Origin of the sequence: Schaalia sp. 19OD2882 (genome assembly GCF_018986735.1) — a bacterium.
In the GTDB taxonomy this organism is placed as follows: Bacteria; Actinomycetota; Actinomycetes; order Actinomycetales; family Actinomycetaceae; genus Pauljensenia.
On the sequence record NZ_CP065521.1, the window covers coordinates 2518402 to 2535775 of the forward strand.

General features: G+C 68.8%; 13 protein-coding genes. 8 read left to right on the forward strand and 5 right to left on the reverse strand.

Features of this window, described 5'->3' with window-relative positions:
* The first annotated feature begins 84 nt into the window (after positions 1–84).
* From I6B53_RS10810 to I6B53_RS10825, 4 genes are all read left to right on the forward strand, one after another.
* Positions 85–573 carry a DUF4190 domain-containing protein gene (locus I6B53_RS10810; RefSeq protein ID WP_216764219.1) on the forward strand — a complete coding sequence of 163 codons (489 nt, stop codon included), beginning with the start codon at positions 85–87 and terminating at the stop codon, positions 571–573.
* 95 nt (positions 574–668) lie between these two features.
* Positions 669–2507 (forward strand): ABC-ATPase domain-containing protein, encoded by a 1839-nt coding sequence (locus I6B53_RS10815; protein WP_216764220.1) that lies wholly within the window; start codon positions 669–671, stop codon positions 2505–2507.
* A 110-nt stretch (positions 2508–2617) separates the two neighbouring features.
* Positions 2618–3343, forward strand: coding sequence for an ABC transporter ATP-binding protein (locus tag I6B53_RS10820; RefSeq protein WP_216764221.1), 726 nt, complete (start codon positions 2618–2620; stop codon positions 3341–3343).
* Positions 3340–5919 (forward strand): FtsX-like permease family protein, encoded by a 2580-nt coding sequence (locus tag I6B53_RS10825; protein ID WP_216764222.1) that lies wholly within the window; start codon positions 3340–3342, stop codon positions 5917–5919. Before I6B53_RS10820 ends, I6B53_RS10825 begins: the two co-directional genes overlap by 4 nt.
* A gap of 8 nt (positions 5920–5927) precedes the next feature.
* Here I6B53_RS10825 and I6B53_RS10830 read toward each other — a convergent pair whose 3' ends face one another.
* The 5 genes from I6B53_RS10830 to I6B53_RS10850 all read right to left on the reverse strand — a co-directional run bounded on the left by I6B53_RS10830 (position 5928) and on the right by I6B53_RS10850 (position 10235).
* Positions 5928–6833, reverse strand: a complete 906-nt coding sequence (locus I6B53_RS10830) for a sensor histidine kinase KdpD (RefSeq protein ID WP_253953884.1) — start codon at positions 6831–6833, stop codon at positions 5928–5930.
* On the reverse strand, positions 6830–7582 hold the full coding sequence (locus tag I6B53_RS10835) for a response regulator transcription factor (protein WP_216764223.1): 753 nt from the start codon (positions 7580–7582) through the stop codon (positions 6830–6832). The genes I6B53_RS10830 and I6B53_RS10835 overlap by 4 nt, the downstream gene beginning before the upstream one ends.
* Positions 7583–7664: 82 nt before the next feature.
* Positions 7665–8309, reverse strand: coding sequence for an OmpA family protein (locus I6B53_RS10840; RefSeq protein ID WP_253953885.1), 645 nt, complete (start codon positions 8307–8309; stop codon positions 7665–7667).
* A gap of 5 nt (positions 8310–8314) precedes the next feature.
* On the reverse strand, positions 8315–9001 hold the full coding sequence (locus tag I6B53_RS10845) for a hypothetical protein (protein ID WP_216764224.1): 687 nt from the start codon (positions 8999–9001) through the stop codon (positions 8315–8317).
* A 226-nt stretch (positions 9002–9227) separates the two neighbouring features.
* The gene (locus I6B53_RS10850; RefSeq protein WP_253953886.1) at positions 9228–10235 is read right to left on the reverse strand and encodes a patatin family protein; all 1008 of its coding nucleotides are present in this window, start codon (positions 10233–10235) and stop codon (positions 9228–9230) included.
* Positions 10236–10404: 169 nt separating this feature from the next.
* Between I6B53_RS10850 and I6B53_RS10855 the strand changes: the two genes are divergently transcribed.
* The 4 genes from I6B53_RS10855 (at position 10405) to I6B53_RS10870 (ending at position 17288) form a co-directional block, all read left to right on the forward strand.
* Positions 10405–12993 (forward strand): S9 family peptidase, encoded by a 2589-nt coding sequence (locus I6B53_RS10855; protein ID WP_216764225.1) that lies wholly within the window; start codon positions 10405–10407, stop codon positions 12991–12993.
* Positions 12994–13148: 155 nt separating this feature from the next.
* Positions 13149–13784 carry a DNA-binding response regulator gene (locus tag I6B53_RS10860; protein ID WP_216764226.1) on the forward strand — a complete coding sequence of 212 codons (636 nt, stop codon included), beginning with the start codon at positions 13149–13151 and terminating at the stop codon, positions 13782–13784.
* 58 nt (positions 13785–13842) lie between these two features.
* Complete coding sequence (locus tag I6B53_RS10865; protein WP_216765473.1) at positions 13843–14694, forward strand: ribonuclease H; 852 nt, start codon at positions 13843–13845, stop codon at positions 14692–14694.
* Positions 14695–14702: 8 nt separating this feature from the next.
* Complete coding sequence (locus I6B53_RS10870) at positions 14703–17288, forward strand: hypothetical protein (RefSeq protein ID WP_216764227.1); 2586 nt, start codon at positions 14703–14705, stop codon at positions 17286–17288.
* The last annotated feature ends 86 nt before the right edge of the window (positions 17289–17374 follow it).

Below are 17374 nucleotides of genomic sequence, written 5' to 3' on the forward strand. Positions count from 1 at the left end.
GCCACCACCGGGACTGCGGATGCCACCCGAGACCGCCAGGTCTTACCATTGATGTGATCACCACCGTCAACTCAGGGAGACCCGATGTCCACCCCGTACTCACCCTCGTTCCCCGAGCAGCCCAACACCGGCCAGCAGCCCACCGGAGTCGACCCCTACGGCCAGACCTCCGCCCCACAGCCCACCTACGGGCAACCCGCCTACGACCAGACCGGATACGGGCAGCCCGCCTATGGACAGCCCGTGTACGACCAGACCGGATACGGTGTTCCCTCCGCAGGTCCCGCCGAGGCCGAGACCCTGCGTTCCAACGCCACCGCCGCAATGATCCTCGGCATCTTGGGCCTGGTGCTCATCGGCTGGCTCGGCTCGATCCCCGCGTGGGTGTGGGGCAACTCGATCCTGAAGAAGGCGCAGGCCGCAGGAATCCCCGAGTCCTACGTCTCGAATGCGAAGATCGCGAAGATCACCGGCATCATCGGTGTCGTGCTGGGCGTCATCGCATTCGTGTTCGTCGTGTTCTTCGTCGGCTTGGGTGTCCTTGCCGCCCTCCTCCAGTCCAGCCAGATCTGAGCCAATCCGCATTCACACCCGCATCTGCGATCGCGCGCAAGTCTGAAAGCTGCCCCTTCCCGCCCCACCCTCCGCGCACCCCTAGGCTTGAGCCCATGAGTCCTCGCCCCGCACACGGTTCCCACCACTCCCGCTCGCCGCGCTCCGGCGGTCAGGACCGGCCGATCAGGCACCGCAGCGGCAGTGACGCGGACCTCATCGCCTTCCTGCACGACATGGACGGTTCCGGCTACGGCGCCTACCGGGGCATCACCGGATCGTGGGACTACGGGGACTTCGTCGTGCACGTCGACCGCGTCCAATCCGACCCCTACGCCCCGCCCTCGTCCCTGCGGGTCACGGCATCGACCCAGCGCGCAGGACTGCCCGACGAAGCCTTGGCCACCGCAGACACCCGCTTGGCCACGGCGGACTTCCTGGCCCGCGCTTTCGGCGCCGCAATCGCGCGCCTCGGCGAGAACGCCCTGTCGATCGCCCGCACCGGCCAGGAGATCCTCCAGCGCTCCAGCGCCACCGTGACCACCGACCGGGTCCAGATCCGCTTCCAGGTGCAACTGCCGGCGCGCGGCCGCACCGTGCAGGGCCACCGCGCGGCGCGGATCATGGACCAGGACGTTCCCGACGTCGTCATGGAGACCCTGGATTTCGTCACGGACTCCGCCCGGACCACCGCCCACCGTGAGGCGCTGTTGAACCATGTGCGGGCCCTGGTGGACCACCGGGCCCTGCAGGCCGAGCTGGTCGAACACGGCTGGGTGGCGTTCGTGGCCGACGGCTCGGTGCTGGCCAGACGCAGCGGAGTCTCGCAGCTGCCGATGAGCGACGCGGTGCCCTTCACCTCCCCGCAGTCCCTGCGCGCCAGCGTCACCCTGCCCCACGCGGGCGAGGTGGCCGGCATGGCACTGGCTCCGGGTGTCACCCTGGTGGTCGGCGGCGGCTTCCACGGCAAGTCGACGCTGCTGGGCGCGATCCAGCGCGGAATCCACCCGCATGTGCCCGGTGACGGTCGCGAGCTGGTGGCCACCCTGCCCGAGGCCATGAAGGTGCGTGCCGCCGACGGGCGCGCGGTGACCGGCGTGGACGTCTCCCCATTCATCACGCACCTGCCGGGCGGGGCGGACACGACACGCTTTTCCACGGAGAACGCCTCCGGGTCGACCTCGCAGGCGGCCGCCATCATGGAGGCGGTGGAGCTGGGCTGTCCGCTGCTGCTGGTCGACGAGGACACCTCCGCCACGAACCTGCTGATCCGAGATGCGCGCATGCGCGCCCTGGTGGCCGACGAGTCCGAGCCGATCACTCCGCTGGTGGACCGGATCCGTTCGCTGGCGGATGCGGGAGGCGTCTCCACCATCATGGTCATGGGCGGGTCAGGGGACTACCTGGACGTGGCCGACAGGGTCCTCATGCTGGAGTCCTACCGCTGCTTGGACGTCACCGACCGGGCGCGCGAAGTCGTCGCCTCCATGCCGCGTGACCTGGCCGTTCGTGGGGCGCAGGTCGGGTCCGGGGACAGGTCCGCTCCGCCCAGTGGGGACGAGGGCGGGGCTGCGACCTCGCCGTGGGTACGGGCCCCACGCATCCCCATGCGCTCACGAGGCAGGGCCGAGCGTCCCCGCACCAAGGCGCAGGGCCTGGACACGGTGGTCCTGGACAAGCAGACCATCGACCTGGGCGACCTCGAACAGATCGTCGACCCGGGTCAGACCGAGGCGATCGCCTGGGCGCTGCGCGGTGTCCTTGAGCACCTGGCCGACGCGCGCACTCCCGTTCCGCTTCTCCTGGAGCGCCTGGAACGCCAAATCCGTTCCGAAGGACTGGACACGATGGCGAAGTTCGGTGCGCGCGAGTATCCGGCGTTCCTCGTCCGGCCACGCATGGTGGACGTGGGCGCTGCCCTGAACCGCTACCGTGCCCTCGTCCTGGCCCCCTGAGACGCCGGGTCGGCCCCCAACTGCCCCGACAACCCCCCGGGAATCCTCAGGGAACGATCAGGGACACACCCGATGTCCCCGACCTGACCGCACACGCGACGATACGTGTCATGAGCGATTACCCCACTCCCGTCGTCCACCTGTCCTCAGTGTCGAAGACCTACGGCCAAGGCGATACGCAGGTCCTTGCCTTGGACAAGGTCGACGTGAGCTTCGAAGCCGGCCGCTTCACCGCGATCATGGGCCCCTCCGGCTCCGGAAAGTCGACGATGCTCCATGTCCTGGCGGCCCTGGACACGCCCACCTCCGGGCATGTCGTCGTCGACGGAACGAACCTGTCACGCCTGGGCGACGACGAATTGACCAAGCTGCGCCGTGACCGCATCGGATTCGTCTTCCAGGCATTCAACCTGGTGCCCACGCTGGACGCCGAAGCCAACATCACCTTGCCGCTGCGACTGGCCGGCCGCGCCCCCGACCCGGCCTGGTTCGACGAAGTCGTCAAAGCGCTGGACCTGCGGCCTCGTCTGCGTCACCTGCCCAGCCAACTCTCGGGCGGACAACAGCAGCGTGTCGCCGTCGCACGGGCACTCGTGTCCCGGCCGGCCGTCATCGTCGCCGACGAGCCCACCGGGAACCTCGACTCGGCCTCGTCGGCCGAAGTCCTGCAACTGCTGCGCACCGCCGTTGACGACCTGGGGCAGAGCGTCATCATGGTCACACACGACCAGAAGGCGGCCCTGGTGGCCGACCGCGTCCTGGTCGTGCGCGACGGCCGGATCGTCTCCGACCTGCGTCACCCCAGCGCCGAGATCCTCGCGGAGTCGGCACGATGAAGGATCTGCTTGCCGCCAATGTTCGCTCCCACGCGCGCCGCTACCTGGCCACCGGCCTGGCCGTGACCATTTCGACGGCCTTCGTCGTCGCCTGCCTGTTCTTCACCTCCGCACTGGCCGAAGGGCTGATCGCCCAGACCCGCAGCGCGTACACGGGCGCCGCCATCGCGATCTCACTGGATGAGGACACTGATGCCGACTTGCCCGCATCGGGCCTGGAGGGTGTGGCCGAGAAGGTCGCCACGGTTCCGGGCGTGAGTGCGGTGGGCTACGAGCGCTCCGCACTGGTCTCCCTCAATGTCGGCTCCACGCGGATCAAGAAGGGCTTGACCACGCTGCTGCCCGAGCCCTTGGCCCAGCCGCGGCTGGTCCGTGGAGCCCTGCCCACCGATGGGCACGGCATCGTCCTGGACGAGGAGTCCGCGCGGATCCTCGGCGTCGGTGTGGGCGGTCAGGTCGAGTTCACCGACCTTGCGGGTGGGAGGGGTTCAGACCAGTCGGGCCGCACCTTGGGAGGCTCCGCCTCCGGGCACTCCGCCCCCACCCTGACCGTGACCGGCATCAGCCCCGCAGTCAGATCCGGGATGGCCAGCGTGCGCATGAGCGCCGAAGGCGTACGGCAGCTGGGCCTTGGCACGTACATCAGATCCGTCCTGGTCGCCGGCGACGGACTGAACTTCGCCGAGGAGTCACCGGTCAGCGCCGCCGACTCCGCCGCCCTGACGGCCGCCGTGAAGAAGGTGTTGGCCGACGAACCCGGCTATGTGGTGCTTCCCGCGCAGACGGCCCTCGAGGCACAACTGGACAAGGGGAAGGTCGGCGTGGTCTCTTCTGCCGGAGTCATCCTCCTCTTCCCCGGCATCGCCACCCTGGTGTCTGCGATCGTCGTGGCCACCACCTTCCAGGTGATCCTTGCCCAGCGTCGCCGCGAACTCGCCCTGCTGCGCGCCATCGGCGCACGTTCACGACAGGTGCGCTCACTGGTGCTGCTCGAAGCCCTGGTCGTGGGGGCCGTGTCCTCACTGGTCGGAACGGTGCTCGGAACCGTCATCACCGCTGCGTCCCTGGTGCCGTTGGGTGTTGCACGCGACGCCGGCGAGGCCTTGGCCTTGGTCCCGTGGTTCGTCGTGGCGGGCACGGGGTTGGGTGCCACAGTGCTGACAGCGCTGCTCGGGCTGCGCCCGGCCCTGGCAGTGTCGGGTGTGGCACCCATGGTGGCCCTGTCACCCGTCGATGAAGCCGCTCCCTCCGCGCGTCGATCCACGATCGGGCGCATGGTCGTCGGCCTGGTGCTGGCTGCGGGCGGCGGAGTCGCCATGTGGTTCGGCCTGGCGGACACGGACCCCACGCGCGGCTTCCTCATCACCTTCCTGGGTGGTCTGGTCACGTGGATCGGAACGCTGTTCATCTGTTCGGCCTGCCTGCCGGCGATCACCGGCGCAGTCGGGCTGGCGGTGCGCGGGCCCGTCGGCGAGATGGCGCGCGGCAACACCCTGCGCAATCCCAGTCGCACCGCCGCCACAGGCACTGCGGTGGTCATCGGTGTCACGCTCATCACGATGATGGCGGTGGGCGCCACCTCCGTGCGCGCCACATTGGAGGGCGAAGTCGATGCGCGACGCCCCTTCGACCTCGTCGTCCAGTCCATCGAGGGCGACGTCCGACCGGGCCTGCTGGAGCGCATCGCGTCAACTGACGGCATCGAGGCCGTCGCCCCGGTCCGAGGTGTGACGGCAGAACTCCGGACCGGCGGGTTCTCCATCCCCGTGTCCCTCATGGGGGTCCCTGACCTGCAGAAAGTGGCTCACTCGGAGGTCAGCGCCGTCAAGGAGCACCTGGTGCAGTTGCCACAGGATGATCACAGCATCGCGGGGCCCGTGACCGTGTGCGCGGGCGGTTCAACCGCCGCCGGTGGCGAGGCGGGGCACGGTGCGCAGGCCCGCTGCGTCGACCTCGAAGCAGAGACCTCCACGGAAGTCACCACCGGAGCGGCTATGGTCTCCGAGGCGGTCCTGGCCACGATCGCTCCCGATGCGCCCGTGGTGAGGGTCATCGTGAAACTCGCTCCGGCGGCGGACGCCGAGGTCGTCCAGTCGGCTCTGCTCTCCCTGGACGCCCAGGTGGATGTCAACGGCGCGGCACTCGAACGCGCAATGTACGGGCGCATGATCGACTTGGTCCTGGCGATCGTCGTCGGCCTGCTGGCGGTGTCGGTGGTGGTGGCGCTGGTGGGCGTGACGAACACGTTGAGTCTGTCCGTGCACGAGCGCACCCGCGAGAACGGTCTGCTGCGGGCACTCGGCATGACCCGGGCAAGCATGCGGAGGATGCTCGCACTGGAGGCCGTCCTCGTCTCACTGACGGCGTCACTGGTGGGACTCGCACTGGGCGTCTTCTTCGGAGTCGTCGGCACTTGGGCGATCCCCTTGGACGTGATCACGACGCACATCGTCATACCGTGGCAGGTGGTGGCGGCAACGGTGGTGGTGGCTGTGCTGGCGGCAACGACGGCCTCGTGGCTGCCGGGTCGACGGGCCTCCCGAACCAGCCCGGTGGAAGCCCTCGCCGCCCTCTAGGGGCGAGGTCAGGGCGAGGAGGTGGGGCCGGCGATCGGGAAGGTCATCGTCACGCTGGTGCCCACCGCCTCGCGCGAGGTCAGACGGACCGTGCCTCCATGCTTGTCGACGACGATCCGCACCAATGCCAGCCCCAAGCCGCTTCCCTGTCGGCCCATCGTGTTCGATCCGCGAGCCAACTCGGACCACACGGCCCTCACATCCGCCGCAGGCACCCCGATCCCGGTGTCAGCGACCTCCACTTGGACGGCCGACTCCACCTGGCTGCCGCGCACCTCGATGCGCGCACCGACATCGGAGTACTTCACGGCATTCATCACGACGTTCTGCAACGCCGAATACAACAGGTCCGCGTCCCCGCGCACACGAGGCAGCGGCCACGGCGCCTTCGGAAAGACGAGGACGAACTCGCGCGCGCCGCCCACCGCAGCACGTGCAGCCTCCACGGCATCCGTGGCGGCTTCCTCCAGGTCCACATCCTCCAGGTCCAAGGGCGCCGAACTCAGATCGGAGAGTTTTCGCAGGTCCGTCACCAGGACACCCATCCGCCTGGCCTGCGCGGTGACGATCTGCATCGATTGCGGCCCCTCGGAAGCCGCCGCCGCCAGGATCGCCGTCAACGGATTCTTCAATTCGTGGTCCAGGCGGGCAAGAAACTGCCGATGCTCCAAGACCTGCTGTTCAGCCTGCTCGCTCCGCCCTCGTTCCTTGGCGCGGGCAAGCATCCACGACACGAGGATCCACACGGCCGCCAGAAGCGAGACCAGCACGCCGATCGCCGCCGTCAGGGTCGGCACAGGCAGGAACAACGTGAGGCCACGCCGCTCACCCGCAAGAACCCACACCAGCGAGGCAACCAGCCCGATGAGGGCCGGAACCATGGCGGCAAGGAGGAGGCGCACCGGGCGGCTCACTGGAGAACCTGCCCCATGAAGCGATAGCCGACCGACGGCACCGTCTCGATGAAGGTGGGGGACGCAGCATCCTCACCCAGGGATGAACGAATCTCACGAATCCGGTGGTCGACGGCCCGTGTCGAGGAGGCGAAGTCGATTCCCCACAATGCCGACAGCAGACGCTCGCGCGTGTGCAACTCACCCGGGTGGGTCATCAGGTAGTCGAGGAGCATCATCGCCTTGGGCGTGAGTTCCAGTTCGCGCCCGTTCCTGTGAGCACGTCGGGCCACACGGTCAAGGACCAGGTCTCCACACACCAAGCGCTGGGCCGCCGACAGGGGGCGCGGTGCCCCTTGGGTGCGGCGGAGCACCGCTCGGATGCGCGAAACCAACTCCTGCGGGTCGAAGGGCTTCGACAGGTAGTCGTCAGCGCCCTCGTCCAGGGCTGCGGACCTTTCGAAGGATGCGTCGATGCGCGTCAGCAGGATGACCGGCGTCCACGTGCCGCGGGCACGGATGCGCCGGACCATCTCACGCCCGTCCATGTGCGGCATCATGATGTCCGAGACGACGATGTCGGGGACGCAGCGTTCGAGCTCCTCCAATCCGCGCACCCCGTCCGGGGCGGTGTGGACTTCGAATCCGCAGCGCTGCAGGAAAGGGGCCAAGCCGTCGACGATGGCGTCCTCGTCGTCAACCAGGAGCACCCGAGCCGGGGTCTCGCCCCTGGCGGAGCCCGCGGGGCCCTGTGGACGTGGGGGCGTCATGAAACGGCTCCTTTCCACCTACGGGCCACCATCGGGCCCCGACTCGGCTTCCACCCTACGATTGCGGCCCTCGCCCGCGGACCTACTCCTCGGCGCGGATCTCGACCCGACGGTTCTTGGCCCGCGCCTCCTCCGAGTCATTGGGAACCAGCGGCTGCGCCTCTCCCTTGCCGTCGGTGGCGACCTTCAGGGACGGCACCTTCGACTTCAAGTGGTTGCCGACCGTGCGTGCGCGCCGCTTGGACAGGTCCAGGTTGTGCGCGTCATCCGCGACGTCATCGGTGTGTCCGGTGATCGTCACCGACGAGGGCGCAGCCTGCGCCCATTGAGCGGCCAGGGAGTCGAGGATCTGCTTGGCCCTCGGGGTCAGTTGGTCCGAGTCGACCTCGAAGTTCACGTCCCCCGACAGGGTGGTGGTGGCCTTTTCCAGTTCAACCGTCGTCGCGGCTCTGTCCTCGGTCTCCACGGGGAATTCGAGGACGAGCGGGGCGGGGAACTCCAGTTGTTCGGGTTCACCGAAGTCGAGGGACGGGGTGGCGGGCGCGGCGGGCGGGGCCGGGGGTGCGCTCACAGCGGGAGCAGGGTTGGGGCTCGCATGGGCGGCGGGGGCGCAGATCAGCGTGGTGAGGGCCAGCGCGGCGGCCATGACGAGGGCGGGATCGAGGGCGCCGCGCCGCCTGCCGCATCTGCCGGTGTTGTCGATTGCCGGGACGGGTCGTGGCGTCATGGCACTCACCTGCGTTCCACGGGGATGCTCTCGAAGGGCAGGGGGGCGAACCTCCACTGGACGTTCACGGTGGACACGTCCTCAGGAAGTGCGGCGAAGGTCTGGAAGAGGACGCGGGAATCGCCGGCTTCGATCGCCTCACCCGTGACCTGCTCGGTGCACAGACAGTGGCCGTCCGCGGTCTTGCCGGGCCGGTAGAGGAGCTTCTTGGTCATGTCGACCAGGGCGAGACGATCTCCGACGAGCAGATTGTTCCCGACGGGGTCCAGCAGACGCTGCCAAGGCGTGGCGGGTTTCGTGTCGGTGTTGGTGATCGTCATGGTCAAGGTGGTGACACCGTCCTTGACGATGACGGAGTTGACGTCGACGCGGAACTTGTGGTTCCCGGCGACGATGTCCTGCGACGCATGCACCTTGCTGGTGTCGGTGGATCCGCTGGAGGCTCCCTTGGTTGCGGCCGGATGACCGGAGGCCTCCTCACCGCCGGTTTGCGGAGCCCTTGTGGCGGGCTTGTCGGACGGAGTCGCGGGGGTGGATTCACCGGATTGCGACGAGGCCGATGCGCTGCTCGACGCCCCTTCGCCCTGTTGGATGCCAAATGTTGCGGTGCAGCCGCCAAGTCCCAGGGTCAAGGGGGATGCCAGTGCGATGGCGGCGACCAGGCCGGTCGTCTTTCGCGAGAGGGTTTTCATGATGTCGCTCCTTGCTCTGTGGTCGTGTTCAGGTCCTCGGCGACGGGTCACTCACAGGTGGGGCCATGTGGTGGCCGGTTCTGCGGAATGCGTCCCGGACACGGGACCGCAGCGACCACCGCCTCAGCGGCCCTGCCCGCTGCGCCGTTGACATCGACACTACGCGGGCGATGTGTCGGCCCGGTCGCGGCGATGTCGCAGTTCAGCGACACGGTGTATCGGGGTTTCACATGCCGAGGAATGCTTTGAGGCAGGGCATTTCCCGTTGGATCTGGGCCGACCCGGCCCGGTAGGCGGCCTCCAACTTGTCCACGTCCATTTCCGTGGACCTCACATTCGGCGAGTCCGGCCGGAAGACCCACGCCCGGCCCTGCTCCTCCAGACGCTCAATCGTGCGCAGGGCCGCGTTGTAACGGGACGGTCGCCGCACGACCCCCTCGCGCACGGCAGGAAGGTGTCGGAAGCGGGCGGCCAGCGCGGCATCCAGAGCCGGACGCACCGGCCCCTTGACGTACCCACGAGGCCGGGTCAGCACCAGGACGAATTTGCGGTAGCCCGCGCGCATGGGTGCATCCAGCGCGATCCCACCATTGGGGCCCAGCGCCCCGTCGTAGTAGGTCTCACCGTCGATGACCAGCGGCGGCATGAGGAAAGGCAGGGTCGATGACGCCCGCACGCACCGCGCCATGTCGAACACGCCGGACATGTCCTCCTTGCCGAACCACACTTCTTCGCCGCGACTCGCATTGAAGGTCCCCACCTGGACCTGCGCGGGGTTGGCGTGGAAAGTCGCATGGTCGAAAGGCAAGGGACCGCCCGGACGGACCACCTCGTCGTAGAGGAAGTCGACGTTGAACAGTCCCTGCCCGCGCAGCCAGTACCCGGGGCCGCCGCAGCGCTCGTCACCGGCGACGTCGACGAAGCTCGCGTGCGCCCGCCACGGGTCGCGCGACACGTAGTTCATCGTGTGTGACGATCCCGCCGAAATGCCCGACACGTGAGGGAAGTGGATGCCTTCGGCCAACAGTGCGGTCAGGACCGCAGCCGTGTAGGCGCCGCGCATGCCCCCGCCCTCGAAGACGAGGGCGACGTCGTCGACGGTGGTCGTCAGCGAGGTGGGCCAGGCGAGCCCTGTGGTCGTGCCGTGGGGGTCGGCCGGTTTCGGAAAGGACGGTACGGACGGGGGCGAGGGTGGTTTCGAGGGCGAGGGCGGGGAGTTCAACTGGTCGGGCACCCGGCAATTGTCCCTCCGGTCGGCCGCGAGCGCACCCGTGGTTCCATCCTTTGACTCACGCACCGTGAAGGCTGATCGGTCGGCCTGCTCCAGGACCCGTGCCCCCCGGGCACGACTTCCGGACCTCAGCCCCCCGGGCTCGGCGTCGCCAGGTCGTAGGCTGGCCGACATGTCTGTCGAACCCACGCCGCCCTCGTCCTCGATCGAAAACACCCCGTCTCCCGCACGTGCCGGAGAGGATCCGACCACGACACCGGCCTCGGTGGACCTGCCCGAGGCCGTGGGGTCACAGCCGCCTCTTGCCCCGCCGGTTGCGGCCAAGAAGTACGGCCGACGTGTGCGCAATGTGCACGGCGACCACTTCGACGACCCGTGGGACTGGCTGCGCGACAAGGACGATCCCGAGGTCCTGGCCCACCTGCGTGCCGAGAACGCGTGGACCGATCGCATGTGCGCCGCTCAGGTGGGCCTCGCCGAGTCCTTGGTGGACGAGATTCACGCGCTCTCCCCTCGGGTGGAGGTGACAGTGCCCGTCCTGGAGGCCGGGTACTGGTGGTATTCGCGGCGCGCCGAGCCCGGAGCCTATCTCAGCCATCATCGTGTTCCCGCTCAGGGCGCCCCTGACCAGCCGCTCGCCGATGCCGCCTCGCCCACCGCCGGCGCCGACTCGCCGGCTGGGGCCGCGAACCCGTCGTCCACCGCTTCGGCGGCTCCGCCGCTTCTGCCTCCCCGGGTGCTTCCCGGCCTCGCCCTGCCCGGCGAGCAATTGGTGGTCGACGAGAACGAGTGGGCCCGTGGCCAAGAGTTCTTCCGCTTGGTCGGCCTGACCCCGAGCCCGTGTGGGCGCTTGGTTGCCTGGGCACGCGACCTCAGTGGCGACGAGCGATGGACGTGGATCGTCATGGAGGTGGACACCGGCACCGTCATCGACCAGTCGGTGACAGGTGCGGGTCACGGCTTGGCGTGGGCGGCCGACTCCGGGTCCTTCATCTACACGCGGGTCGACGAGGCGTGGCGCCAGCACGAGGTGTGGCTGCACCGAGTGGGCGAGGAGGCCTCCAGCGACACACTGTTGCTCAGCGAAGCCGACGAGGGCTTCGACCTGTGGTTCTCGCCCTCGAACGACCCGGACCACGTGGCCGTGCACTCGACCTCGACGACGACTGGCGAAGCATGGGTGTGGCTGCCGGCTGTGCCCGAGTGCCCGCCGCTGCCGGCCACTGGCCGGCGCGAGGGAGTGCTGCTCAGCGTCGAACCGGCTGGCGACCACCTGCTGGTCGTGCATTCGGCATCGACTGACGAAGGTTCGCTGGCGACCGCCCCACTTCCACGTGACCTGCGCGAATGCGCATGTGCTGTGGTTGGTGGAATGCGGAGGGAATCCGCTGGTGCGGCCGAGGGCGGGGAGGTCCTCGGGGTCGATGCGGCCTCGCCCACGACCTCGCCGGTGCCTGCTGGCGCACCCTGGTCCCCCTTCGCACCGGAGTCGACATGGGTCAGCGTGCGCGAGCCGGGTCCAGGTGAACGCATTGTCTCGGTGGAGGCGTGGGCGGACTTCTGCGTGGTCTCGATGCGCTCGGGCGCCTTGACGCGCTTGGAGTGCCACCAGCGCCGAATCCCCCTCGTTTCGCACACAATGTCCCGGCCCTCGCAAGCCGGCGCGGCTGAGACCTGCACTGACGCGATGCTCACGGGTGACGGCGGCGCCACACCGGCCGCATTGTGTGCGCAACCGCTGGGGGATGTGTGGGGCCCCGGCCGATTCGTCGAGGTCGACAGCCCGATCCACACCATCGAGGTGATCTCCGGCCCATTCCATGACACGTCATTCCGCATCGTCCACCAGAGCATCACCGTGCCTCCCACATGGGAGCAGGTCGACGCACGCACCGGAACCCGCACCCACCTTCGCACCCTCGAGGTGCCCGGCTGGAACCCCGCCGACTTCGTCGAAGAACGCGTCTGGGTGCACGCCCGCGACGGCCGCACGGACGTGCCGGTGACCCTGGTGCGCCGCTCCGACCTGCGCCCCGACGGCACCAACCCCGGCTGGCTGCACGGCTACGGCTCCTACGAGATCAGTTTCGACCCGACCTTCGAGGCCATGCGCTTGCCGATGCTGCGCCGAGGAGTCGTCCACGCGATCGCTCATGTGCGCGGCGGCGGCGAGTTGGGCAGGGCCTGGTACGAGGACGGGAAGAAGCTGGCGAAGGTCAACTCCTTCACCGACTTCGTCGACGTGGGGCGCTGGCTGCTGAGCTCGGGGTGGGTGGCTGCCGATCGCCTGGCAGCCGAAGGTCGCAGCGCAGGTGGGCTGCTCATGGGCGCCGTGCTCAATGCGGCGCCGGAGACCTTCCGCGTCATTTTGGCCGGGGTGCCTTTCGTCGATGCGCTGACGACGATCCTTGACCCGTCACTGCCGCTGACCGTGGGCGAGTGGGAGGAGTGGGGCAACCCGATCGAGGATGCCGAGGTCCACGCGGCGATGCGCGCCTACACGCCTTACGAGAACGTCGCCGAGGGCGTCGTGCACCCGGCGGTCATGGCGACCACCGGCTTGAACGACACTCGGGTGTTCTTCGTCGAGCCGGCCAAGTGGGTGCAGCGTCTGCGTGAGGCGACGGCCTCGGACCCGCAGGAACGTCCGATCCTGCTGCGCACGGAGATGGTCGCCGGACATGGGGGCCGCTCCAAACGCGAGGACCTGTGGCGCGCCCGAGCCGAGGAGTTCGCTTTCGTCCTGACCCACCTCGGCTGACTCGGCCGGGACGGCTGCGGCGTGTGCGGCACGGCACACGCAGGGCACGGCAGCCACGATCTCAAGGTTGTGACCTGTACGATCTGTGGTGTTCCCGTGTGGAGACGTCCACCGGAAAGCCATCAACCAGAACGCGCGCACCTGGAGGCACCGCGATGAGCAACGCACCCCACATCGTCGTCATCGATGACCACGAAATCGTCGGACACGGAGTCGCACACGCCTTCCACGTGCAGGGCGTCGACGCCGAGGTCACATGGTTCCCCGACCTGAAGTCGGCCACCTTGGCCAAGGGTGACATCGCCGTCCTGGATCTGCGCCTGGCGGACTCGTCCACCCCGACCGAGAACATCCAGTCGCTGATGGCCCAGGAGATCCCCGTGGTCATCTACACCTCGGCCGACGACCCGGTGCTGGTGCGCGAGGCCATCTCGGCCGGCGCACTGTCGATCGTCCGCAAGTCCACCGGCTCGCACGAAATCGTCGAGGCCGTGCAGGAGGCCGCTGAGGGCCGCACCCGCCCGGGCCTGGACTGGGCGGCGGCCCTGGACGCCGACGACGACTTCGTCACCTCGCACCTGTCGGCGCTGGAGGCCCAGGTTCTGGCCCGTTACGCCTCGGGGGAGGCCTCGGATGCGGTGGCCCGTGCGCTCGGCATCTCGAAGAACACGGTGAACACCTACATTGCCCGCATCCGCGACAAGTACCGCCAGGCCGGCCGCACCGCCGAGTCCCGCGTGGACCTGTTCCGTCGCGCCGCCGAAGACGGCCTGGTCAGCTACTTCGACTGACCGGACCACACCGGGCCGACGCCACCATCCGCCACGACACCGCACCCCGGGTGACATGATGACGATCACCGCTGCCGTTGACGGTTCGGCCTTGGGAAACCCGGGTCCTGCCGGTTGGGCGTGGGTGGTCTCCGAGGATTGTTGGGACGCCGGCGGCTGGGACCACGCGACCAACAACATCGGTGAGCTCACCGCCGTCCTCGAACTGCTGCGCGCCACAGCCGCGGCGGGCCTGGCCGACGAGCCCCTGCACGTCCTGGCCGACTCGCAATATGCGATCAATGTCGTGTCCAAGTGGCGTCCGGGTTGGAAGAAGCGCGGCTGGACCAAGGCCGACAAGCAGCCGATCAAGAACCTCGACCTGGTCAAGGAGATCGACCGGGCAATCCAGGGGCGCACCGTCACCTTCGAGTGGGTCAAGGGCCACGCCGGCCACCCGATGAACGAGCGCGCCGACGACTTGGCGCGCGCCTGCGCCGAAGCCTTCCGGGATGGCCGAGTCCCGCCCGGCGGCCCCGGTTTCGCCAAGACCTCCGCCCCGGGGGACGAGGGCGAGACCTCTTCTCTTCCAGCGGCTCCGACCCCCGCCCTCGTCACCGCCGAGGACGTGCGCGCCGCACACACCCGCTTCATCCGCGCCTGGGTGGCCGGCGAGACGGCAGCTCTGACGGAACTCGCGGCCCCCGGCTGCCACCGCGTGTGGCCCCAAGGGCGCATCACCGAGGAACTGGCCGGCAGTGCGCCCACCGGACTCAAGGTGGGCGGAATGGACGTGCGCGAAGTCGCCCCCGGAGCGTGGCTGGTGTGCCACCGATCCACTTGGGCGGGCGGAAGCTCCTTCGACTCGTCCCTGTGGACCGCGGCGCCGGGCCTCAAGGTCGTCCACGTCCAGTCGACGATGCTGGCCTGAGGTCACCCATGCGACTCCAGCCGCCTTCACTGCCCACCCGCAGCCAGGCCCGCACCATCCCGTGGGACGACCGCGAAGTCAGCGTCATCGCAGCTCCCGCAGCTTTCGGAGCGTGGCGTCTGCGTCGGGTCGGACGCAACCACATCGACCTCAGGCGCTCCTTGGCCGTCATGGGCGGCCTCGTGTCCGTCATCATCGACCTGCTGTTCCTGTCCGACTTCGCCCCGGAGTTCCGCAGGGTCGGGGCGGCTCTCACGTGGATCGGGTACGTGCCCGTGCACGTCCTGCCGCCCGTCATCGCGCTGATCGCCGCCATCCAGCTGTACCGGGACCGCCGTCAGAAGGAGCCGGCACACCTGACGCAGGAGGACCACAATCCGACCCTGGTGACTCTGCGCCTCGGAGCCGGAAGGTCCCGCCTCGACTACGTGTGGGAGACCCTCACCGTCATCCACCTGGTCCTGTACGCGCTGTCCTCCGCCACCTTCTTCTACCTGCGTGTCACCGACCCCGCCCGCATGTGGACCGGCCAGGAGTGGACCACTCCGCTCACGCACCAGCTGCCCGTGGCCGTGCCTCTGGCGGCCATCACGCTGTCGCTGGTCTGGCGTTTCACCTACGTCGTTGTCGTTGCGCCCGTGCACATGGTGCTCACCTCGACCGTGCCGTGGCCCGTGGACCTGCACGCGGTCGTGTCGGTGACCATGCTCTTGGCGCACGGGTTGCTGACCCTGGGGATGTTCTCCTGGCTGCTGCGCCAGACCAGCGTCCTGGACCGCTCCGAACGCGCCCACTGGAGCGAGACCGACCGCCTCGTGGAACGCCAGGCAAGCTCCCTTGCGCGCCAACGCGCCAACGACTTCATCCACGACCACGTGCTCTCCGCACTGGCCCCCGTCATCGCCGGTGTGGAGGACCGCGAGCAACTGCGTCGCGCCGCTTCCGTGGCCAAAGCGGCACTGACGATGTCAGTTGACAAGCAGGTTCCACGCCACGCCTCCGACGTCTTCGCCACCATCCGCCACCAGGTTGAGGCCATGGGTGTGCCCGTGCGCATCCAGGTGTTGGTCGAAGAGGACGTCCTGCTGCCCGCCCTCGTGGCCACCGCACTGTCGGACTGCGCCTTCGAAACCCTGTCGAACTCCCGAAAACACGCCGTCCCAGCTCATGGTGCAGGCGCCACACGGAAGGTCGACCGCTGGGTGAGACTCTCGGCCGCCAACGGGCGAGTGGGCGTCGTGGTGGGGGACGACGGTGCAGGCTTCGAACTGCGCAAGGTCAACCGCACCCGTCACGGCTTGCAGCACTCGTTGAACACCCGGATCGAGGACGTGGGTGGACGAGTCGGGATCTTCACCGCGCCGGGCGCCGGCACGATCATCGACATCGGCTGGTTCGAGAAGGCTCCCGTGTGTTCGCCGCTGGCACCGTGGCCGGAGATCCTCCGCCAGGCCGAGGCCTCCGGGACCGAAGGCACCCCACGTACTCTGCCGACCCGCCCCTCCCATCCGGTCCACGCGCTGGCCTCGACAAAGCAGGGGCGCCGGGGGCGCTCCGCCGATGACGACGACCCGTCGACACTGGACGCGATCCCGTGGCAGGAGCCGTTCTCGGCCGCCATGGAGAAGCGCAGCAGCCGCTTCCTGGCGGCAGTCGGCGCCGGCGCCCACCTGTTGTGCCTGCTCCTGGCCTTGGAGTTGTACACCTCGAACATTGCCGCATGGTTGGCCTTCGGGACCATCGCGATCAGCGCCCTGGTCCTGGTGTTGCCGCGTTCCAACACGGTCATGGCCACCCAGACGGGCTACGAGATGGCGCTGGGGGCGATCCTGGGCAACATGACCCTGTATTCGGCCATCCCCTTGGGGGCAAGCCCCGGCTGGGCGGATTGGTCGACCTCGGCCCTGGCAATGATCTGCTACGGCCTGTTGGTGCGGGGGCGCCGCGGACCCGTGTACCTCATCCAGGGGGCCGCACTGTTCACGACCGGCGCCTGGCTGGTCCAGGGCCACCAGAGCCTGCTGGAACTGGTCCATCACAACGGGCCACTGGTGGGCACAGTCTTCGTGTGGGGGCTGGTCACTCGCTTGGCCCAGCACACCAGCACCGCCACCCGCCGGCAGATGCGGCGCTCACAGTTGCGCACCGCGCGCAGCCGCATCGAGGAGGAGGTCACCCAGGTCATGCAGACCACCCTGTCCTCCGTCTCCCACCGTGTGACCCCCGTCCTGGACGGAGTCATCGGCGACGGCGAGCTCACGCCTGAGCTGGTCACCCAGGCGCGCCTGGTCGAGGCCGAGTTGCGTGACGGCATTCGCGCCCAGTTCTTCGTCGGCACCCAGGTGACCAGTGCGGCACGCCGGGCGCGCGCCCGCGGGGTGGAGCTGGTCCTGCTGGACGACAATCGTGGCGCCTACATTCCCGAGGCCGTACGTCGCCGCGTCCTGGAGTACGTGGTCGTCGCCCTGGACACGACGGCGGAGGGCAGCCTCGTCATCCGCCTGCTTCCTCCGGGACGTCCTTTCCTGTTGACCATCACCCGCAACTCCCAGGCGCTGTTGCGTCTGGACGACGAAGGCCTGCCCGTCGCCTGAGGGTGCGGAGCCCCGAAGGTCCCTGCTCGCCACTGGCCCGCCAGCGCGACTCCACCGCCCAGGGCTCGTCCCGCCCACCCGTGCCG